Annotated in this window: 19 protein-coding genes and 1 pseudogene; 11 read left to right on the top strand and 9 right to left on the bottom strand. The window is 71.2% G+C overall.

The annotated features are described in order from the left end of the window. Positions 1–413 precede the first annotated feature (413 nt). Together LY13_RS01095 and LY13_RS01100 are read left to right on the top strand one after the other, a co-directional pair. Complete coding sequence (locus LY13_RS01095) at positions 414–1,070, top strand: MSMEG_1061 family FMN-dependent PPOX-type flavoprotein (RefSeq protein WP_253826215.1); 657 nt, start codon at positions 414–416, stop codon at positions 1,068–1,070. Positions 1,071–1,200: 130 nt separating this feature from the next. Further along, on the top strand, positions 1,201–2,211 hold the full coding sequence (locus LY13_RS01100) for a zinc-binding alcohol dehydrogenase family protein (protein WP_253826216.1): 1,011 nt from the start codon (positions 1,201–1,203) through the stop codon (positions 2,209–2,211). A 154-nt stretch (positions 2,212–2,365) separates the two neighbouring features. Here LY13_RS01100 and LY13_RS01105 read toward each other — a convergent pair whose 3' ends face one another. Further along, positions 2,366–2,731: a hypothetical protein gene (locus LY13_RS01105; RefSeq protein ID WP_253826217.1), complete on the bottom strand. Its 366-nt coding sequence runs from the start codon at positions 2,729–2,731 to the stop codon at positions 2,366–2,368. Between the two features lie 130 nt (positions 2,732–2,861). Between LY13_RS01105 and LY13_RS01110 the strand changes: the two genes are divergently transcribed. Next, positions 2,862–3,701 (top strand): glycerophosphodiester phosphodiesterase family protein, encoded by an 840-nt coding sequence (locus LY13_RS01110; protein ID WP_253826379.1) that lies wholly within the window; start codon positions 2,862–2,864, stop codon positions 3,699–3,701. A 26-nt stretch (positions 3,702–3,727) separates the two neighbouring features. Here the strand turns inward: LY13_RS01110 and LY13_RS01115 are convergent, their stop codons facing one another. Beyond that, complete coding sequence (locus tag LY13_RS01115; protein ID WP_253826218.1) at positions 3,728–4,414, bottom strand: transglycosylase family protein; 687 nt, start codon at positions 4,412–4,414, stop codon at positions 3,728–3,730. 239 nt (positions 4,415–4,653) lie between these two features. On the opposite strand from LY13_RS01115, the gene LY13_RS01120 reads away from it, so the two are divergent. The 3 genes from LY13_RS01120 to LY13_RS01130 all read left to right on the top strand — a co-directional run bounded on the left by LY13_RS01120 (position 4,654) and on the right by LY13_RS01130 (position 7,595). After that, on the top strand, positions 4,654–6,078 hold the full coding sequence (locus LY13_RS01120; protein ID WP_253826219.1) for an MFS transporter: 1,425 nt from the start codon (positions 4,654–4,656) through the stop codon (positions 6,076–6,078). 27 nt (positions 6,079–6,105) lie between these two features. After that, positions 6,106–6,990, top strand: coding sequence for a thymidine kinase (locus tag LY13_RS01125; protein WP_253826220.1), 885 nt, complete (start codon positions 6,106–6,108; stop codon positions 6,988–6,990). A gap of 263 nt (positions 6,991–7,253) precedes the next feature. Continuing rightward, complete coding sequence (locus LY13_RS01130; protein ID WP_253826221.1) at positions 7,254–7,595, top strand: RNA polymerase-binding protein RbpA; 342 nt, start codon at positions 7,254–7,256, stop codon at positions 7,593–7,595. Positions 7,596–7,774: 179 nt separating this feature from the next. Here the strand turns inward: LY13_RS01130 and LY13_RS01135 are convergent, their stop codons facing one another. Beyond that, complete coding sequence (locus tag LY13_RS01135; RefSeq protein ID WP_253826222.1) at positions 7,775–8,164, bottom strand: hypothetical protein; 390 nt, start codon at positions 8,162–8,164, stop codon at positions 7,775–7,777. Further along, positions 8,161–8,727 carry a PadR family transcriptional regulator gene (locus tag LY13_RS01140; protein WP_253826223.1) on the bottom strand — a complete coding sequence of 189 codons (567 nt, stop codon included), beginning with the start codon at positions 8,725–8,727 and terminating at the stop codon, positions 8,161–8,163. Before LY13_RS01140 ends, LY13_RS01135 begins: the two co-directional genes overlap by 4 nt. A 98-nt stretch (positions 8,728–8,825) precedes the next feature. On the opposite strand from LY13_RS01140, the pseudogene LY13_RS01145 reads away from it, so the two are divergent. Further along, positions 8,826–9,056 (top strand): annotated as a pseudogene (locus LY13_RS01145) (hypothetical protein); the annotation flags it as partial. A gap of 86 nt (positions 9,057–9,142) precedes the next feature. On the opposite strand, the gene LY13_RS01150 reads toward LY13_RS01145, so the two are convergent. The 4 genes from LY13_RS01150 to LY13_RS01165 form a co-directional block, all read right to left on the bottom strand. Then, positions 9,143–10,099 carry a threonine/serine dehydratase gene (locus LY13_RS01150; protein WP_253826224.1) on the bottom strand — a complete coding sequence of 319 codons (957 nt, stop codon included), beginning with the start codon at positions 10,097–10,099 and terminating at the stop codon, positions 9,143–9,145. Positions 10,100–10,101: 2 nt separating this feature from the next. Beyond that, positions 10,102–10,866, bottom strand: coding sequence for a polyprenol monophosphomannose synthase (locus tag LY13_RS01155; RefSeq protein ID WP_253826225.1), 765 nt, complete (start codon positions 10,864–10,866; stop codon positions 10,102–10,104). A 139-nt stretch (positions 10,867–11,005) separates the two neighbouring features. Then, entirely contained in the window at positions 11,006–12,532 is a 1,527-nt protein-coding gene (gene lnt, locus LY13_RS01160; RefSeq protein ID WP_253826380.1) for an apolipoprotein N-acyltransferase, read from the bottom strand. Positions 12,533–12,704: 172 nt separating this feature from the next. Further along, complete coding sequence (locus LY13_RS01165; protein ID WP_253826381.1) at positions 12,705–14,285, bottom strand: amidohydrolase; 1,581 nt, start codon at positions 14,283–14,285, stop codon at positions 12,705–12,707. Positions 14,286–14,455: 170 nt separating this feature from the next. Here LY13_RS01165 and LY13_RS01170 point away from each other — a divergent pair, with 170 nt between their 5' ends. Then, positions 14,456–15,895: a KamA family radical SAM protein gene (locus tag LY13_RS01170; protein ID WP_253826226.1), complete on the top strand. Its 1,440-nt coding sequence runs from the start codon at positions 14,456–14,458 to the stop codon at positions 15,893–15,895. Positions 15,896–15,943: 48 nt separating this feature from the next. Here LY13_RS01170 and LY13_RS01175 read toward each other — a convergent pair whose 3' ends face one another. Then, on the bottom strand, positions 15,944–16,519 hold the full coding sequence (locus LY13_RS01175) for a dihydrofolate reductase family protein (protein ID WP_253826227.1): 576 nt from the start codon (positions 16,517–16,519) through the stop codon (positions 15,944–15,946). A 76-nt stretch (positions 16,520–16,595) separates the two neighbouring features. On the opposite strand from LY13_RS01175, the gene LY13_RS01180 reads away from it, so the two are divergent. Genes LY13_RS01180 through LY13_RS01190 form a run of 3 tightly spaced genes read left to right on the top strand, consistent with a single transcriptional unit; the run spans position 16,596 to position 20,738 of the window. Next, positions 16,596–19,190, top strand: a complete 2,595-nt coding sequence (locus LY13_RS01180; protein WP_253826228.1) for an ABC transporter permease — start codon at positions 16,596–16,598, stop codon at positions 19,188–19,190. Then, a complete protein-coding gene (locus LY13_RS01185) occupies positions 19,183–19,956 on the top strand; it encodes an ABC transporter ATP-binding protein (protein WP_253826229.1) in 774 nt (257 codons plus the stop codon). Before LY13_RS01180 ends, LY13_RS01185 begins: the two co-directional genes overlap by 8 nt. After that, positions 19,953–20,738 carry an ABC transporter ATP-binding protein gene (locus LY13_RS01190; RefSeq protein ID WP_253826230.1) on the top strand — a complete coding sequence of 262 codons (786 nt, stop codon included), beginning with the start codon at positions 19,953–19,955 and terminating at the stop codon, positions 20,736–20,738. Before LY13_RS01185 ends, LY13_RS01190 begins: the two co-directional genes overlap by 4 nt. Position 20,739 lies beyond the last annotated feature (1 nt).

Below are 20,739 nucleotides of genomic sequence, written 5' to 3' on the forward strand. Positions count from 1 at the left end.
CACGCCGCCGCGCGGCCGTCCTGGACGGGCTTTGACGACGATTTCCATGCCGTCGGCCAGCCGGAGGCCGATGACATCCGAGAGCGATCGGTGTCGGAACAGGACAGCGTCAGGTCGGCTCCCGAAGCGCTCGAAGCACCACGTGGACAGCCAACTCGGCGGTACGTCCGACGACACAGGGAGAACTGTGCCACGAGCTCCCGCGGCCGGCCTGAGTGTCGCGGGCCGGGGCGAGTGCCGGGAGAGCGCTCGAGAACCGGTTCCACCGACCCGGACGAACACTACTTAACATAATGTGCATTATCGGCACACGACTTGGCTGAACCTGTGTCGGCGGAGGGTGCCGCTGCAGCCCTCGGTGACGTCCTGTTCGTCCGGGTCGATGGGCCGCGGGCTCACGTACGGTCGGTGTCGTGACCATCGACGATCGCATCACCGCTGACGGGTACGCCGAGATCACCGACGTCGCGGCACTCACGGAACTGCTCGGCGAGCCCGTTGCGCGTGTGTGGACCAAGGAACGTCAGACCCTGGACGCCATCGACCGCGACTGGCTCGCCGCGTCGCCGTTCTGCTTCATGGCCACCGCCGACGCCGACGGACGCTGCGACGCCTCACCGAAGGGCGATCCGGCCGGGCAACTCGTGCACGTCGTCGACGAACGCACCATCGCCATCGCCGAGCGCCCCGGCAACCGTCGCGCCGACGGCTACCGCAACGTCATCGCCAATCCACACGTCGGACTGAACTTCCTCATTCCGGGGCGCGGTGACACCCTGCGCATCAACGGACGCGCCCGACTGCTGCGGGACGCGCCGTTCTTCGACGAGATGATCGTCAAGGGTCACCGGCCGGTCCTCGTGGTGCTCGTCGAGATCGACCAGATCTTCTTCCACTGCTCGAAGGCGTTCCTGCGTTCCCGGCTGTGGGAACCCGACACATGGAACCCCGAAGGCCACGTCGCCCGCCGGGCCGTCATCGCGGAACGCCTCGAGGACACCGGCATGAGCGTTGCCGAGCTCGACACCTACTACGGCGAGGCGTACCGGGAGAAGCTGTACCGAGGCTGACAACCCGTCCCTCCCCTTCGGCAACGACGTCCGGACACTCGCCTGCATTTCGCCACGGTGACGAAATATCAGGGAGTCGGGCTGCGACCCACGTGTCGCAGCCCGGCGCGCGGTGAGGAATCGTGAGGTCATGAGCACCACGCACACCGCCATCGGCTACACGCACAATCTTCCCGCCACCGACCCGGAATCCCTCGTCGCCCGAGATGTCGAGACCCCGCAGCCCGGTCCGCAAGACCTGCTGGTCGACGTTCGGGCCGTCTCGGTCAACCCGGTCGACAGGAAGCTCCGTGCCGGCGCTCCCACCGACGACTTCCGTGTCTTGGGGTTCGACGCCGCCGGCACAGTCCGCGCCGTCGGCGACGAGGTGAACCTGTTCGCGCCCGGTGACGACGTGTTCTACGCCGGAACCATCGATCGCCCCGGGACGAACCAGCGTTTCCATCTGGTCGACGAGCGGATCGTGGGCCCCAAGCCGGCGTCGACGTCGTACGCCGACGCCGCGTCGTTGCCGCTGACGGCGATCACCGCATGGGAAACACTGTTCGACCGGTTCCGGCTCGGTGAATCCAGCACGGGGACGCTGCTGGTCGTCGGCGCGACCGGCGGCGTCGGGTCGATCCTGCTCCAGCTCGCCGAGGCGCTCCTTCCCGGCGTCCGCGTGATCGCCACCGCCTCCGACGACGAACGGCGCGCCTGGGTCCGCGACCTCGGCGCCGAGGACACCGTCAACCATCACGGCGACCTGGCCGCCGAGGTGCTCGACCTGGCCCCCGGCGGCGTCGACTGGCTCTTCACCGCCCATTCCGAGGGGCAGATCGAGACCTACGCGACCATCGTGCGGCCCTTCGGTGAGATCGTGGCCATCGACGACGGCCCACGGGACGTCGAACCACTGAAACCTCGGAGCATCACGTGGCACTGGGAGCTCATGTTCACCCGGCCCACGCAGCAGACGCCCGACATGGTCGAGCAGCACCGGATGCTCACCGAGATCAGCAGGCTCACCGACGCGGGCAAGGTCCGCCCGACCACGACCGACAGGCTGAGCCCGATCAGTCCGGAGACGCTGTGTGAGGCGCACGAGCGGATCGAGAACAACCGCACCGTCGGCAAGATCGTTCTGCACGACTGGGCGTAGGCGCACCGGCCGGGAACGGCCGCGACTGTGGCCACGACCTCGTTGCGAAGGGTCCTCCATCGCGGCCGGCAGTCGCCTCTCCCCTCGTGATCCGACATCCGAACCCCCGCCCGCATTTCACCACGGTGACGAAATGCGGGCGGGGGTTCGCCGATCAACGGAGCACTTCGATGTCGCTCGCGATCCTGGTGACCTCACCCGCGAGCTTCTCGAGTTCGTCACTGCCCGCCCCGTCCACGGCGGCCGTGGCGACGTCCTCCGCGGCGCATCGCAGTTGGAACAACCGGTCCTGCAACGCCGCGACCTCGTCCCCGGACAGCACGACGGCGTCCTCCGGCAATCCGGTGCGCTGCACGGCCGTGCGGCGTTCGTAGGCGCGTTGCCGGCACGAGCGACCGCAGTACCGGCGCCTGCGTCCGGCCGCGGCGGGCTGTTCGACGGCGCGACCGCACCAGCCGCAATGCTGCGGCACGGGCGTGCGCAGAGCCTGCAGTTCCTCACGGGACGGTGTCGTACTCAAGGACGGCGTCGTACTCGAGGATGACGGCGTACTCCGGGATGGCGTCGCACTCACCACACCGACCTTAGACGGCTACTCGATGTCCATGCCGCGGCCACGCCGGTCCGGCAAACTGGACGGTGTGACACGCATGTGGCATCGCCATCCACACCCCTACCTCGACGGCCCCACCCCTCGGGCGTTCGCACACCGGGGCTGGCACGTCGGCGAGCTCGACGGGCTCGAGAACTCGCTGCCCGCGTTCCGGCGCGCGGCCGAGGAGGGCTACCGGTACGTCGAGACGGACGTCCACGCGACGGCGGACGGCGTCGTGGTGGTGCACCACGACGCGTTGCTCGATCGCACCACCGACGGCCACGGCCCCATCGCCGAACAGTCGTGGGACAGCGTGCGGAAGGTGAAGATCGGCGGGCGCGCGGCGGTGTCACGACTCGAGGACGTCCTGGAAGAACTCCCCGACGTGCACTTCAACGTGGACGTGAAGGCCGACGACGCGGTCGAGCCGTTCGTGCGGGTGCTCGAACGGACGGATGCGTTCGACCGGGTCGCGGCGGCGGCGTTCTCCGACTCGAGGCTGGCACGATTGCGCGCACTCGGCGGCGACCGCCTGCTCACCGCGTGCGGCCCGCGGTCCGCGGCAGTGCTGTGGGCGAACGGCTGGGTGCCGTTCCTGCGGCTCGGCGGGTTGTCCCGCGGCGCCATGGCGCAGGTTCCGCGGCGGCAGGGCCGGATGACGATCGTGGACCGCGCGTTCGTCCGCGCGGCGCGCAACGCGGGCGTCGAGGTGCACGTGTGGACCATCGACGACGCCGACGAGATGCGCGCACTCCTCGACCTGGGCGTGCAGGGAATCGTCACCGACCGTCCCGATGTCCTGCGCGACGTGCTGGCCGAACGCGGCACGTGGCACGCCGAGCAGCCGGACGCCGCTCCGGACTCGGCCGGGGCGGGCGACCTCTCCGACGGTTGAGGTCGCACCGAGGACACCGCCGATCGTCAGCGCGGCGCGGTACCCTCCCACGCCGCCGTCCACGTCTTCGGGCCGAGCCGCCCCGAGTCGCGGATGTCGTTGGCCCGCTGCAGGTCCAGCACGGCTTCCTTCGTCTCGTCGTAGTAACAGCCGGTGCCTTGGAAGTCGTAGCCGAAATCGTTCATGCGCAGCTGGAACGTACGCAGCGCCGGTGCGCAGTCACCGTAGGCGTACACCAGTCCCGACCAGGCGGGCGTAGCTGCCGGGCTCGGCGAGGGCTGCGGTGCGGGCGCGGGTTTCCGTCCCCCGATGTAGGCCGATTCGGCGCGGCTCGGCACCACCTTGCTGCGCGCGTCGCCGTCGTCGACCAGGCCGACCATCGCGGCACACTCCCACGGTTGCCAGCCGCGCATGCGATACAGGCGCAGCGCCCGATAGTCCTGTTCGGCGGGCGTCGCGAGGTCCGGCCGTCCGGCGCCGCCGACGCTGCGCCAGGTCGGCAGGTCGAACTGGTAGGCGCCGTAGTACCCGGTGCCCGTGTCCACGTGGTAGCGCTCGGTCGATTCGCACATCCGCAGCTTGGCCCAGTCGGCGCGACTGGGGTCCGCCGCTGTGGGGGCAGCGAGCGCGAACTGCACGCCGAGCGCGGCGAGAACGACGAGGAGCAGCTTCGTGAATCCCCGTGTCAAGCCACGGAGGCGGCGTCTGTTCATAACGGCACGGTAAGCAAACCGGACAACCGCCACAACAGTCACACTGGAAACGACAGTATCTCCTACCACAGGCGGGGGATACTGCTACGACACCCGGTATCACCCACGACGTCCGGTGCCACTCGGATTCCGCCCGGTGGCACCGGAACCGCGTCCCGACCGTCACACGGGCGCGACAGGTGCGGCCGATCATGGGCCGTACCCACGACCACGACAGCACCGAAGGACACCGACGCCGCATGACGAGCACGTTGCCCGGGCCGCAACCCCCCGCCGACCCCGCACAGCGAAAACGCGAACAACGGGGTTGGTACTTCTACGACTGGGCGAACTCGGCGTTCTACACGTCGGTGATCACGGTCTTCGGCGCGCTGTACATGAGTGCCGTGGCGGCCGATGCCGCACGCGCCGACGTGGCGCGCAACGGCCCGGACGCGTGCACCGGCCCGGACGGCGGGGAGAACCGGCTCGTCGACTGCGACATCTCGGCGTTCGGACTCGCCTTCCCCGCCGGCTCGCTGTGGGGCTACCTGTTGGCTGTGGCGACCGTCGTGCAGGTTCTGGTCCTGCCGATCGCGGGCGCGGTCGCCGACCGGAGCCAGCGCAAGAAGGCGATCCTCGGCGGCTTCGCGTTCCTCGGGGCCGCGGCGTCGGCGTTGCTGTTCTTCGTCGACGACGGGCGGTGGGAACTGGGCGCGGTGCTCTACATCGTGGCCAACATCGGCTACGGCGCCTCGATCGTCACCTACTACGCGTTCCTGCCGGGCATCGCGACACCCGACGAGCGTGACGACGTCTCGGCGAAGGGCTGGGCGTTCGGCTACCTGGGCGGCGGCGTCGCGCTGGCGTTGCAGCTGGCGTTCTACCTCGGCCACGAGACGGTGGGCGTGAGCGAGTCGATGGCGGTGCGGATCTGCTACCTGAGCTCCGGACTGTGGTGGGCGCTGTTCACGCTGATCCCGCTGCGCAGGTTGCGGGAACACCAGAATCCGCACGGCGGCGAGAAGGGCGTCCGGGTGCTCACGGCCGGGTTCGTCGAGCTGAAGGACACGTTCAAGGCGGCGAAGGCGCTGCCGCTGACGCTCGGATTCCTCGGTGCGTACCTGATCTACACCGACGGGATCAACACGGTGGTGAGCGTGTCGGCGCAGTACGGCACGGAGGAGCTCGGGTTCAGCGACCAGGTGCTCATCGGGACGATCCTGGTGATCCAGTTCGTGGCCTACGTCGGTGGCATGCTGCACGGTTTCGCGGCCCGCCGGTTCGGCGCGAAGAAGGTGATCCTGGTGAGCCTGGCCGTGTGGGTGCTGGTGCTGGTGTTCGCCTACTTCGTCGAGGAGCGGCAGGCGATGCAGTTCTACGCCATGGCGGTCGGCATCGGCCTGGTACTCGGCGGCACCAACGCCCTGTCGCGGTCGCTGTACAGCCAGCTGATCCCGGCGGGCAAGGAGGCGCAGTTCTACTCGCTGTACGAGGTCGGCGAGCGGGGCACGTCGTGGCTGGGGCCGCTCGTGTTCGCGGGTGTGGGCCAGGCGACGGGTTCGTTCCGGTACGCGATCATCGCGCTGGTGATCTTCTTCGTCGTCGGATTCGTGCTCGTGGCGCTGGTGCCTGTGAGAAGGGCCATCGCCGCGGCGGGCAACGAGGAGCCTGCGGTGCTGTAGGGGCGGCGACCGTTAGGGTTCTCCGGCGTGACAACGCTGGAGAACCCCGGACCCGACCCGACCGACGCTCTTTCCCCGGTCCCCGCCTGGGGTTCGCGCCGCGAGGTGCCGAACGTCGGGACGATCAAGTTCTCCTACGGTCCGATGGACTGCGGGAAGTCGACGTTGGCGCTGCAGATCGACCACAACCTGGCGCGGCAGGGCAGGCAGGGGCTGCTGTTGGTGAGCAACGACCGTTCCGGGCCCGGGCAGATCACCAGCCGCATCGGGATCACCCGGGAGGCACTGGAGCTCGATCCCGACACGGATCTGCGCGGCGTGGTGCGGCGGGCGTGGGAGCAGGGCACGCACGTCGACTACCTGATCGTGGACGAGGCTCAGTTCCTCTCCCCTGTCCAGGTCGAGCAGCTCGGCGAGCTCGCCGATGAGGCGACGATCGACGTGTACTGCTTCGGTATCGCCACCGATTTCCGCAGCAGGCTGTTCCCGGGCGCGCGGCGGTTGTTCGAGCTGGCCGACCAGCTGCAACCGGTGCAGGTCGAGGTGTTGTGCTGGTGCGGTCTGCCGGGCCGGTTCAACGCGCGCGTGTACGGCGACGAGGTGCAGCGCACCGGCGACACCGTGGTCGTGGCGGACACGGCCGACGTCGACGGCGGCGACGGCGGCGACGGAAGCGCGGGCGCCGCCGTCGACGGTGCGTACACGCCGGACGCTCCCCCGGCCGTGTCACCCGTTGCGGCGCACACCTCGGCCGGCGACCTCGACGTGTCCGTCGCAGAGGTGAATCGCGCGACACCACCTACGCAGACGGACAGCACTACGGTGCGTTACCAAGTACTGTGTCGGCGGCATTACCGCCTCGGAGATCTCGGGCCTGCCGGTTCCGGTCATGGACAGCTGCGGCTGACCTGACGACCCACCGGGAGACGCCGCACCGCCAACTCCCCTACCTGGGGGATGCGGCCGAGAACTCGCACCCATCGGAGCGTCATACGAGCGCGGCTGCCGTCTCCCATTCGGGAGAAGACCGTTGTCCCGGCGCGATTCGTCGTGGCGGGTGTACCGGGTGCCGTGGGTAACGATCCGGCGTACGGGGAATGAACCCGGCGACGGCGTTCGTTGCACTCGGTGAGCACGACCCGGGCTCCACCGGGAGCCGACTGAAAGGACTCATCATGGCCGACCGTGTTCTCCGTGGCAGCAGGTTGGGAGCGGTTAGCTACGAGACCGACCGCAATCACGACCTCGCACCGCGGCGTAGCGTGCGCTACGCGTGCCCCAAGGGCCACGAGTTCGAGGTTCCGTTCTCCGACGACGCCGAGATCCCCGCGACGTGGGAATGCCGACTGCACGGCAGTGAGTCGGACATCATCGAGGGCGGCCAGACGGAGCAGAAGGAGGTCAAGCCTCCGCGTACGCACTGGGACATGCTCCTGGAGCGTCGGTCGGTGCCGGAACTCGAGGAACTGCTCAACGAGCGACTCGAAGAGCTGAAGGCCCGCCGCGGCCGTTCGTGACGCCGCGGCGTCGCGCGACATCGCGGCATCGCCGACGGACCACGGGTAGCCGTGCGGACCGTCGGCCGGAGATTTCGCTCCCACCACACGGACGGCGCCCGCACCTCACGTCGAGGTGCGGGCGCCGTCGTCTGTCGAAGTCCGGGGCTGTCGAGGTGCGTGTCCAGGTACCCGTCGCGTCAGCCGCCCGGGCCGCTGATCGCGATGATCAGCACACTGAGCGCGAGCAGGATGCTGACCGGCGTCTGGACGATCCGTTCGCGTCGACTGCGGGAGACTGCGTTCAAGACGATGCTTGCTGCGCAGTAGGCGAACAGCACCCAGGTGGGTGCGGCGACCACAGTGGTGTCACCACCCGGCAGGATGCCGGCCCTGCTCAACAGCAAGGCGGCGAACAGCGCGTACAGCACGATGGCGACCACGGCTGCGCGGCGAAGGCGGGGTGTCGCTGTGCGGTGCTGCCCTCCCCACGCGTACTCCCCGATCGGCAGGCCGCCGATCAAGAGTACCTGCATGACCGTGAGGCCCGTCAGAACGACGAGTGCCGGCCCGAGCGCAACGACACTCATCGTTCCGGCCTTTCCGGCCTTTCCGGCCGTGCTGTCTCGCGTGGGGGCAATTCGCTCAGCAGTTGCTCGAGCCAGGTCACGATCGCCTCGCTCGCCTGCACCCCGTAGTCCAGAGCCGCACGAGGGTAGTGCGGCACGGCGGATTCCACGTCCTCGGTTCCGGCTGTCGCATCGACCGTTCTGAGTGCCTCCACGTCGCGAAGGGCCCGCTCGCGGAGCGCGATCAGTACGTCCCTGCGTTCCGCGGAGCTTTCGAGCAGGCCGAGCAGGAACACGCGCGCCAGCATCGACGCTTCGGAGTCCTCGGCCGAGCGGGGATGCTTCATCCAGTCGAGCCAGTTCCGCCGTCCCTGGTCGGTCGTCACGTACCGCTTCGTATTGCGGGGCGGGTCCGGGTCTGCGATCTGTTCCACGTCGCCCGCATCGTGCAGCTGCCGCAAGGCTCGATGGATGCTGCCGTAGCTCGCCGCGTAGATATGGGCGAGCCCTGCCTCGAACCGTCCGTGCAGCTCGTAGAGCGACAAAGCCCGTCGCAGCATCAAGCCCAGCATCAGGAACTTCACACACCGAACCTATCTCATAGATATGTCGCACGGTAGGCGCCGCCGTAGCGTGACACCGGAACCTGTTCCCGCTTCGCGCCTGTGCCCGGTCAGCCTCGATGTGCGCCGCACACTCAACCGCACCCCTGGCAGGATCGGTTCCCGTGGCTGCGAACCGTGACTCCGTGGTGAACGACTACGACGCCTTCGCCGAGGCGTACACGGCGGCGAACGAGGACGGGCTCATCAACGCCCACTACGCTCGCCCGGCGATCCTGGACCTGGTCGGGGATGTCACCGCCAGACGTGTGCTCGACGCCGGCTGCGGTTCGGGTCCGCTGTCGGCCGCATGGTCGCCCCCGCAGCGCCCGCTGGACTCCGGTCGAGGACCCGACGGCGTCCGCCGCCACAGGCGGCCGCGAGCATCCCCCGGCTCCTAGGCCAGGTCCGACGGGTCGGTGTTGGCTCCGCACAGGACGACGGCGACGCGTTCACCGTCGGCGGGCCGGTAGGCACCCGACAGCAGGGCCGCCGGTGCCGCCGCGGTGCCGTGTTCGACGACGATGCGGAACGTGCGCCACAGCAGCGTCCGTGCCGCGACGATGTCGGCGTCGTCGACCAGCACCGAGGACACACCCGTGCGCGTGGCGACGCCGTGCGCGATCTCGCCGATGCGGGTGGCGCCGAGCGAGTCGGCCGCGACGCCCGAGACGTCGACGTCCGCGGGGGCTCCCTCGGCGAGCGCCGTGTGCAGTGTCGGGATCGTCGCGGGCTCGACGCCGACGACGCGGGCGTGTCCCGCGGTCGCCGCGGCGATACCGGCCAGCAGCCCACCGCCGCCCACGGCGACGAGGATCGTGTCGACGCCACCGGTCTGGTCCAGCAGTTCCATGCCGAGTGTGCCCTGTCCGGCGCAGATCTCGGGCTGGTCGTACGCGTGGCAGAACAGCGCGCCCGTCTCGGCGACGTCGGCCGTCGCGGCGTCGTAGGCGTCGGCGTACTTCGTCCCGGTGGCCACGACGGTGGCCCCGAGCTCGGCGAGCTTGGCCCGTTTCACGGCCGGTGCCGTCTCCGGCACGTACACCCGCGCGGGCACGCCCTGCCGGGCGGCGGCGTGTGCCACAGCCAGACCCGCGTTCCCGCCCGACGCGGCGACGACACCGGCCTCGGTGAGCTGTCCCTCGTCGGCCGCGGTGAGGATGCGGTTGAACGCACCGCGAGCCTTGAACGAACCGGTGTGCTGCAGCTGCTCCAGTTTGAACCAGACGGCCGAGGCAGCTCCCTCCCCCGAAGCCACCGTCAACGATGCGGGGTCGGCCTGGACCAGCGGCGTCGTGCGGATGTGGCCGCGGATCCGCTCCCGCGCGGCCGTCACGTCTGCTGCGGTGAGCATCATCAGCGCCGCGTGACGAGCCGGCGCAGCTGGCCGAAACGGCGTTGCAGGCCCCACTGCGCGACCCGCAGCATCGCCTCGCCGACGATCGAACCGTTCATCTTCGACGTGCCGATCTCGCGCTCGGTGAACGTGATCGGAACCTCGACGATGTCGAACCCGCCCTCGGCCGTGCGCAGCGTCAGGTCGATCTGGAAGCAGTAGCCCGCGGACACGACCTCGTCGAGCGGCATCGCCGCCAGCACGCGGGCGCGGTAGGCGCGGAACCCGGCGGTCATGTCGTTGACCGGCACGCCGAGTGCGATCCGCGAGTAGATGTTGGCGCCGCGGGACAGGGCCTCGCGGTGCTTCGGCCAGTTCACCAGCGCACCGCCCGCGACGTAGCGGGATCCGATGACGAGGTCCGACTCCTCGAGCGCGGCGAGCAGCCGGGGCAGGTCCTCCGGCGCGTGGGAGCCGTCGGCGTCCATCTCGACGAGCGTGCCGTAGTCGCGTGCGAGTCCCCAGTGGAAGCCCGCGATGTAGGCGGCGCCGAGGCCTGCCTTCTCCGTGCGGTGCAGCACGTGGACGCGGTCGTCGGACGCGGCGATCTTGTCGGCGAGTTCGCCGGTGCCGTCCGGGCTGCCGTCGTCGACGACGAGCGCGTGCACGTCGGGCAGCGCGTCGTGGAGGCGTTGCAGGAGCGGCGTGAGGTTCTCCCGCTCGTTGTAGGTCGGGACGATCACCAGCACGGGTTCGATCGAGCCGGTGTGCGAGCCCTCCGCCATGTCGCTCCCCTGTCTCCCCTGTCGATTGCGGCGTCGCCGGCCTACGGCGCGCCGTGGTTCTCCGGCCACCGCGTCGTGGCCGTGCCGGGCTCGCGCCCGGTGCTGCCTCCGTGACGTGTGTACGGTCCGGCTCGCCGCCTCAGGCGTCGTCGCCGGTGGTTCCGGCCGGACGGCGCCGCAGGGCGAGTCCGGCGATCACCGCGCAGACCGCCGCGCCGAGCATGGCGCGTTCGGTCCACGGGCCGAACCGGTCCGCCAGCGTAATCGTCTCCCGCAGCGGCACGTCGGCGACCAGCGAGCCGGCCGTGTACATCTCCGTCTGCCGCGTGACGGTACCGTCCGGTTCGACGACGGCGCTCACGCCACTGGTCGCCGCGACGACGACGGCGCGGCCGTGCTCGACCGCGCGCAGGCGCGCCATGGCCAACTGCTGGTAGGTCATCTCCCCGTCGCCGAACCACGCGTTGTTCGTCGGCAGCACGATCATGCGGGCGCCGGCCTTGACCGCGTCGCGGGACGGGTAGTCGTAGGCGGCCTCGTAGCAGATCGCCGTGCCCACGCGGGTGCCCGCGATGTCGAGCACCCCGGGTTTCTCGCCCCAGCGCATGTCCCGCGTGTTGCCGACGAACGGGGTGAACCACGCGGCGATCTCCCGCATCGGCACGTACTCGGAGAACGGCACCAGCTCCTGTTTCGTGTACCGCTCGCCAGGGCCGTCGCCGGGACGCCATGCGACGACGGCGTTGTCGGTCTTGCCCGACGCCGTCCGGTACAGCGAGCCGACGAGCGTGGGCACTCCCAAGCGGTCGACCGCGGCGCTCACCTCGGCATCCCTGCCGCCGACGACGTCCACCGTGGTCTCCGGCCACACGACCAGGTCGGGCCGGGGCACCTCGCCGCGTTCGATGCGGGCGGCGAGCCGTTCGCTCTCGGCGAGGGCTCCGTCGCGGATGGTTGCGCGTTGCCCGAGCAGGCCGATGCCGGCGTTGGGGGCGTTGCCCTGGACGACGGCCACGGTGCGGCGGCCTGCTTCGGCGCCGGTGCCGACGGTGGGCCAGAGGGCCGGCCCCGCGAGCAGCGGGACGAGTACGTACGCCGCCGCGCGGGTGAGGACGGTCCACTCCCGACGACCGTCACGCACCTGCATGACGAGCCACGCGAGGCCGAAGCCCGAGGTGAGGACGGCGAAGCCCACCAACGGTGCACCGCCGATCGAGGCGAGCGGGGTGTAGGCACCGTCGGGCTGGCTGAACCCGATACGGCCCCACGGGAAGCCGTTGGCGGGCCAGCGGGACCGGGCGTACTCCTGCAACAGGAACACGAGCGCCAGCCACACCGGCGCACCCGGGAGGCGCCCCACGAACGACATCAGCCCGGCGGCGACGGCGACGTACAGTGCCATCACCCCGGACAGCGCCAGCCACGGACCGGGACCGAATTCGACGCCGAGGAAGTCCTGGATCCACACGAGGTGCAGCAGGTTGAACGCCAGGCCGAACACGAGCCCGTAGCCGGCGGCTCCCCAGAGCCGCCTGCCGTGCAGCGCGAGTCCGAACCCGGCGAACGCCACGGGCGCCAGCCACCACAGCTCTCGCGGGGCGAACGCCAGGAACAGCAGCACACCGGACGCGGCGGCGAGGGCGAACCTGCCCAGCACCGGCCGCATCCGCTCCCATCGGGTGCGCCCCGCGTTCGCCGCGCCGCCGGTTCCCGTGCCGGTGTCGGACCGCGGCGGGTTCTCGGCCACCGTGTCGGCGGCCGCCGCGGTTGGGGACTCCGTGGTTGGGGACTTCGCGGTGGAGCGGTCCGCGGCCGACGGTGCGGTGCGTTGGCTCGACTCAGTCACGGGAGTGGATGACCTCGCCGGCGCGGACGGTGCGCAGGCACGTCGGCAACGGTGCGTCGGGGTCGAGCGGCGGCAGTCCGGGGACCTGGGCGCGCGGGTCGGTGGACCACCGCTGCACTCGGCTGTCCGGTGCGGCGACGACGAGCTCGACCGGTTCCCAGATCGCGTAGTGGGCGGGCGCGCCGGGCACGAGCGCGCCGGTGACCCCGTCCTGGACGCCCGCGGCGCGGTGGCCGCCCCGCGTGTGGGCGTTGAACGCGGCACGCGGGGAGATCCCGGACCCCGGGGTGCGGTGGTGCACGGCGGCGCGCACGCTCTCCCACGGCGCGAACGGGGTGACCGGTGCGTCCGAGCCGAATGCGAGCGGCACCCCGGCGGCCGCCAGCGTGGCGAACGGGTTGAGCGCGGCGGCGCGATCGGCGCCGAGCCGGGCCGCGTACATGCCGTCGGTGCCGCCCCAGCTGCCGTCGAACAGCGGCTGCATCGACGCGGCGACGTTGAAACCGGCGAGGACGTCGGCCTGCTGCGCGTCGATCATCTCGACGTGTTCGAGGCGGTGCTTGGCTCCGACGAGCGCTCGGCGTCCGACCTGTTTCTCCGCGAGGCGGAAGCCTTCCACGACCTCGGCGACGCCCGCGTCCCCGATGACATGGAAGCCTGCCTGGAGCCCGGCGTCGGTGCACAGGGCGATGTGGTCGGCGATCTCGTCGGCGTCGAGGTAGCGGTTGCCGGTGGTGTCGGCGTCGGCGTAGGGCGTGTGCAGGGCCGCGGTGCGGGAGCCCAGTGAGCCGTCGACGAGCAGGTCGCCCGCCAGGCCGCGGGCCCCGAGCCTGCGGGCCGTGTCGACGGCGTCCTGCCCGCGGGCGCCCCAGTAGCCGACGACCTCGGGCAGCCCGGGCGTGGACGCCAGCTCCAGCAGCCCGTGCAGGTCCTCCTCGCTCGAGATGCCCGGGGCGGCGTTCTCGTGGACGGAGACGATGCCGCGCGCAGCGGCGGCGCGCAGGAACGTCTCCTGCACGCGGCGGCGATGCTCAGGGCCCAGGGCCGTGCGGGAGGCGGTGATCGCGGCGCTGTGCGCCTCGCGGGTCACCGGGCCGTCGTCGGACCAGCCGGGCAGCTGCCGGATTCCCGGTGCGAGGTCGACCAGCGCACTGGACACGAGCGCCGAGTGGACGTCCACCCTGCTCAGGTACACGGGCGCGCCGCCTGCGGCCTCGTCCAGCTCGGCGCGGCTCGGCAGCCGCGGATCGGTCCAGCGCGTTTCGTCCCAGCCGTGCGCGATCAGCACCTCGCCGGGGATGGCGGCGCCGCGGACGGCCGCGAGGAGTTCACCCGCGTCGCGGACGCGGGCCAGGTCGACGCCCGCCAGGTGCAGTCCCGCGTTGGTGGCGTGCACGTGGGCGTCGACGAACCCCGGGGTGACGAACGCGCCGTCGAGTTCGACCACCTCGGCGTCCGGGTGCAGCGCGCGCCCCGGGCCGTCCTGCCCGACCCACACGACCGTGCCGTCGGTGACGGCCATCGCCGTGGCGTCGCTGGATGCGGGCGTGTGGATGTGCCCGCCGAGCAGCAGGGTCGTGCGGGCGCCTGACGTCGTCCGACCTGTGGCGGGTGGACCTGCGGATTCAGCGGAAGAACTCGTCACGTCCGGCAGTGTGCCACGACGAAGGGGGCGAGAATCTTTGCATCTAATTCGCTGTATGACAGGATATTTTCAATGTAACCGCGAGTTGAGGAGCAGATGTGACTGCGACCCAGGAGCCTGCTGCCGGCGCACACCCGTCCGCGCACGCCACCGACCAGGCAGGGCAGCGCGACGGCGACCAGGGGCACGGTGTCGAACAGCCCTACGAGTACCGGCGCGCCGAACTGACCGAACCGGACTGGCGCCGCTTCCCCGGCTGGCGCGACGTGACCGAGGCCGAATGGCGCGACGCCCAGTGGCAGCGGGTCCACTGCGTCCGCAACCTCAAACAGCTCCGCACCCTGCTGGGCGACCTGGTCGAGGACCGGTTCTTCGAGGACCTCGCCGCCGACCAGCGCGACATGGCGACCATGTCGATGCTGCTGCCGCCGCAGATGCTCAACACGATGGCGCCGCACGCCGGCACCGACCCGCGCGAGTACACCGACGCGCTGTACGCCGATCCGATCCGGCGCTACATGCTTCCGGTGCGCAGCGACCGCGACCCGGAGTGGCCGAGCCACCCGCACTCGGAACGGGACTCGCTGCACGAGGCGGAGATGTGGGTCGTCGAAGGGCTGACCCACCGCTACCCCACCAAGGTGCTCGCCGAACTCCTCTCGACCTGCCCGCAGTACTGCGGCCACTGCACCCGCATGGACCTCGTCGGCAACTCCACCGAGCAGATCGACAAGCACAAGCTCGAACTGAAGCCGGTCGACCGGCAGGACCAGATCGTCGACTACCTCAAACGCACTCCGGGCGTGCGGGACGTCGTGGTCTCCGGCGGCGACGTGGCGAACGTGCCCTGGCACCAGCTCGAGGCGTTCCTCATGCGGCTGCTCGACATCGAGACGGTCCGCGACATCCGCCTCGCCACGAAGGCGCTCGCCGGCCTGCCTCAGCACTGGCTGCAGCCCAAGGTCGTCGAAGGACTCGAACGCGTCGCGGGCACGGCACGCCGCCGCGGGGTGAACCTCGCGATCCACACGCACGTCAACCACGCGCAGTCGGTGACCCCGCTCGTCGCCGAGGCCGCCCGCACGGCCCTCGACGTCGGTGTGCGCGATGTGCGCAACCAGGGCGTGCTCATGCGCGGGGTGAACGACACGCCGGCGTCGCTGCTCGACCTGTGCTTCGCGCTGCAGGGCGAGGCGAACATCCTGCCGTACTACTTCTACATGTGCGACATGATCCCCAACGCCGAACACTGGCGACTGTCCGTCGCCGAGGCGCAGCACCTGCAGCACGCGATCATGGGCTACCTGCCCGGCTACGCCACCCCGCGCATCGTGTGCGACGTGCCCTATGTCGGCAAACGGTGGGTACACCAGCTCGCCGAGTACGACCGTGAACGCGGCATCTCGTACTGGACGAAGAACTACCGCACCGGCATCGAACTGGACGACCCGGAGGCGCTGGACCGGCGCTACCCGTATTACGACCCCATCTCGACCCTGCCGGACGCGGGCCGGGCCTGGTGGGCCGAGCACGGCTGAGCCGCCGGGGCGGGACGGTGGCCGCGCCGTGTCATCGTCCCGCCCACCTCACCGGGCGGCGGGCGGCGCGTCCAGCACCGTGGGCGCGTATTCGAGCAGCTGGAGTCCACCCTCGAAGATCCGGTGCGCGAGCAGCTCGAGCACGATGTCCGGGTAGCCGTCGAAGATGCGCTCGCGGCCGCTCGCACCGGTGATCACGGGGAACACGACGAGCCGGAACCGGTCGGCCAGGCCCGCACGCAGCAGCGACCGGCACAAGCTGAGACTGCCGAGGGTGCGCATCGCGGGGCCGTCCCCGCGCTTCCGGTCGCCCACCACCGTCACAGCGTCGTCGGGCACGAGTTCGGTGTTGTCCCACGACAACGGCGCCTGCAACGTCGAGGAGAACACGGTTTTCGGCGTGGCGGTCAGTGCAGCCGTGCCGGGATCATCGTGCGCTTCGGCGGCGAAACCGGACATGAGCCGATAGGTCGTCGCCCCCATCAGCAGCGTGTAGTCGTGGGCCCCGTCCTCCTCGAGCCAGGCGAGGTACTCCGGCGACTCCATGCCCCAGAACCCCGGCCACCCGTCCGCGGCGGCGTAGCCGTCGAGCGAGATGATGAAGTCGACCATCAGATCCGGCATCGCGCCTCGTTTCGCCCGGTAACGATGCGGGCGATCGTCCCACTTCCCCGGCAACCACGCACTACAGTTCCCCGCCATGCGGCAGAGACGACGGCCGGGGCGTCCGCGGGTGCCTCTCGCGTGGCGGACGGCACCCCGGGCGGCGCTGTCGAGTCCGCTGGTCGTGCTCGTCACCGCGGCGACCGCGCTGCTGACCTGTTTTCTCGCCACGGCCACGTCCCTGCACTCGTCGGCCGCCGCGGGCGCGGCGATCGCCGACCGCGCAGGCAGCGTGTGCGAGGACCAGTACGGCCCGTTCTTCAACGCCCGTTCGCTGACCCCGTCGGAGGCCGCCCTCGTGGCCGACACGGTGCGCACCCGCGCACCCCGGCACGGATTCGACCGTCCCGTCGTCGGGCTGTACACGCCGGTGGGAGCCGCCGAGTTCGGCGACGAGACGTACCGGTTCCGGCTCGCCTACCGCGACGGCGGCGTCGACGACCTGGAGTTGCTGCGCGGCACGCGCGACTCCGGGCTCTGGATCGGCTCCGAACTCGCCGGCGCCGAGAACATCCCGCTCGGCACCCGCGGCCACGGCGGCGCGCTGCCGCCCACCACCGGCGTGTACCGGGATCTGCGCCTGCCCGCACCCGACCCGTGGTGCTCGGCCCGCGACATGGCGATCACCAACCGGCTCGTCGACCACATCGAGACCGGCGCGATCGTGTTCGCCACCGACCGGGACACCTTCGACCGGGCCGCCGCGCACTTCGACCGCCTGGAACGCGCCGTCGTCGGCTTCCGGCTCCCGCCGCCGTCGACCCTCGCCGAAGCGCAGGACCGCGCCGCACGAGCCCGCGCCCTGATCGCCGACGTCGACGCCGAGCTGCGGGCGCGCGGACACGCCGACCTCGTGCACGGATCGGTGCCCTTCCAGCGATCGATCGAGCTCGCGAACCGCGCCGAGACGAACGTGGGCCTGTCGATCCTGCCGCTGGCGATCCTGGCGGTGCTCGTCGGCTGCGCAGGCGCGGGCATGCTGGGCCTGCAGTGGTACCAGCGCCGCTACGCCGTGATCAGGCTGCTCACCGCCCGCGGCCACGGTCCCGGGGCACTCGGGCTGTTGGCGCTCGCCGAACTGGGGCTGCCCGTCGCCCTCGGCGGTGCAGCGGGGATCGTGCTGGCCCGCGTGCTGCTGCCCGCCTACGGGCCGCCGGGCACGATCGAGTCGGGCGAGACCTGGGCGGCGGCATTCGGTGGTTGCGGGGCGCTCGCGCTGTCGCTGCTGCTGCTGGTCTCGGTCGTGGCGCTGCGCGTGCACCGCGAGTTCCAGCGGGGCCGGCCGGCGGGCCGCCGTCTCCGCAGCAGGCTGCTCGCGTACGTGCCGTGGGAACTGGGCACCGCTGCCGTGGCCTGGGTGGGCTGGCTGCGGCTCACCGAGTACGGCGGCACGTCGCGGCTCGGGGACCCGCTCCCCCAGGTCGATCCGCTGGCCCTGACCTATCCCGTGGCGGTGGTGCTCACCGTCGGGATCGTCACGGCCCGCGTGGCGTTCGTGCTCCTGCGGCTGTCGCACCGGGCACGACTGTGGTCACGGCCCTCGCTGCAGCTCGCGATCCGCCGTCTCGCCGGTGCCCGCACGGCCGTGGTCGGCGTCCTGGTGGTCACGATGCTCGCCGTCGGCACCCTCGCCGTGGGCACCGGCGTGGCCGAGGGGCAACGCGGCGCGCTCGAGAACAAGACGGGCATGTACGTCGGTGCCCAGTCGTCCGTGGACGTCGGGCGCGACGTCGGGACCGGTGAGACGCCACTGCCCGAGGGCGCCCGCACCGGCACCTCACTCGTCGGCCGGTTCAACCACACCGCGGGCGGGCCCATCGTCGCCGTGGTCGACCCCGCAACGTTCACCGACGTCGCCTGGACGCGCACCGTCGACGACGACCGCCTCCGCGCACTACTGGAGCGCATCTCCGCACCGGACGGCGAGCACCTCCCCGCCCTCCGCATCGGCGCACAGGCGGAGCCACCCGACGTGGCGGGCCTGCCGACCCTCCACGTCGCGGCCGACCTCGACACGTTCCCGCTGCTGAGCGGTGAACCCGGCTACGTCGTCTCCCGCGCGGCGCTCACCGAGGCGCAACTCGCCGAGGTTCCGCAGTGGACCGTGCTCTCGTCCGGGCCGCTCCGGGACCTCACCCGTGCCTTCGAGGCCGCAGGCATGGTGCACCCGAACGCCGAGAGCCGCGCCGACGTCCTCGACGCGCTCCCGTTCCACGTCGTCGAATGGACGTTCTCGTTCGTCACCCTGCTCGGCCTCGTCCTGGCCGTGGTCGCGATCCTGGCGCTCGTGGTGGCCGTCGAGACCCGTCGCAGACAGAACGCCCTCGCAGCCACCCTGCTGGTGCGGATGGGGATGCGCCCGGCCTCGCTGCTGCGCAGCCACCTGGCCGAACTCGGCGCGATCGGCGGGCTCGCCACCGTCGCAGGCGTGACGACGGGCGTCACGGTGGCGGCGATCTCGGTGCGCCGGTTCGACCCCGTCCGCTGGCTCGCGCCCGTACCCGAGTTGCCCGACCTCGCAGGACTGGTGGTGAGCATCGTCGCCGTCACGGCCGTGGTGGTGCTGCTGACGGCCCTGCTCGCGGTGCGTTCCGCACGCACCGCCACCCCCGCGGAGCTGCTACGTGCCTGAATCCCCGACCGTCACTCCCGCCTACCGCCTCCGGTCGGTGTGCGTCGACTACCCCACGCCCGCCGGGCCCGTGGCCGGTGCGCGGGACGTCACTCTCGACATCCCCGCCACCGGCATGACCGTGCTCGCCGGCCCGTCCGGCTCCGGAAAGTCGACGTTGCTGCGGGTTCTCGGACTGTTCGAACGCCCCGACCGCGGCACCGTGGAGCTCGACGGCACCGACCTCGCCCGGCTCTCCCACCGGCGGCGCCGCGCCCTGCGGCGTGACCGGATCAGCCTCGTGTTCCAGAACCCGGTCGAGAACCTGCTGCCCCAGCTGTCGGTGGCGGGCAACCTCCGCGCCGCCGCCGAGTCGGCGGGCCGGAACCCCGACGAACTCGGCGACGTCCTCGGGGAACTGGGACTCGGCGGCACCGGCGGCTGGAGCGTCACCGCGCTCTCGGGCGGCCAGCAGCAACGCCTCGCGTTCGGCTGTGCGCTGGCCCGCCGCACCCCGGTGATCCTCGCCGACGAACCGACGTCGCAATTGGACGACACGTCGGCGACACGCGTGCTCGACGTGCTGCGGCGGCTCACCGACCGCAGCCTGACCGTCGTGGTCACCTCCCACGACGGCCGCCTCATCGACCTCGCTACCCGCGTCGTGCGGCTCCGCGACGGCGCGCTGCACGACAGTGCGCTCCACGACAGAGCGGGCCACGACGGCGTGCCGCACGGCGCTGTCACGGACGAGGCACCCGCCCGGAAAGGACACGGGACCGCATGACGGCCACCGACACCGACCTCACCACCGGCGGCGCCGCGGGCGAGCGCGCACTCGAGGCCGCCGGACTGCGGCGCCGGTTCGCGCACCCCGGCGGTGACGTGGACGTGCTCCGCGGCATCGACCTCACGGTCACCGCGGGCGAACTGGTGACGATCGCGGGCCGGTCGGGCTCCGGCAAGAGCACACTGTTGGCCGTGCTGTCCGGGTTCGACACGGCCGACGCCGGTTCCGTGCGGATCGCGGGCGAACCCATCACCGCGGACGTGCCGTGGCAGCGGTGCGCACTGCTGCCCCAGGCGCTCGGTCTCGTGCAGGAGCTCACCGCGGGCGAGAACGCGGCCCTGCCGCTGCGGTTGACCGGCGTGCCCGCCGCGGACGTCGCGGCGAGGACGGCGGAACTGCTGGAGGCACTGCACATCGACGGGCTCGCCGACCGCTACCCGCCCGAGCTGTCGTTCGGCCAGCAACAGCGCGTCGCACTGGCCAGGGCGCTTGCACCACGTCCGACGGTCCTCATCGCCGACGAGCCCACGGCCCACCTCGACGCCGGCACCACTCCGGCCGTGCTGTCCCTGCTGCGCGCCCACGCCGACCACGGGAGTGCCGTGCTCGTCGCCACCCACGACGACACCGTGCACGCGATCGCCGACCGCCGACTCGACCTCGCCCACGGGACCGTCGCCCCGACCTCCGGTGACAGCGGCGACACCGTCGTCGGAGGCCTCGCCCGGTCCACGTGGTTGGACATACCGCCGCGTCCGGAGGAACGGCACCGACCGTAGA

The sequence above is a fragment of the Prauserella aidingensis genome (assembly GCF_024171865.1).
Classification (GTDB): domain Bacteria; phylum Actinomycetota; class Actinomycetes; order Mycobacteriales; family Pseudonocardiaceae; genus Prauserella; species Prauserella aidingensis.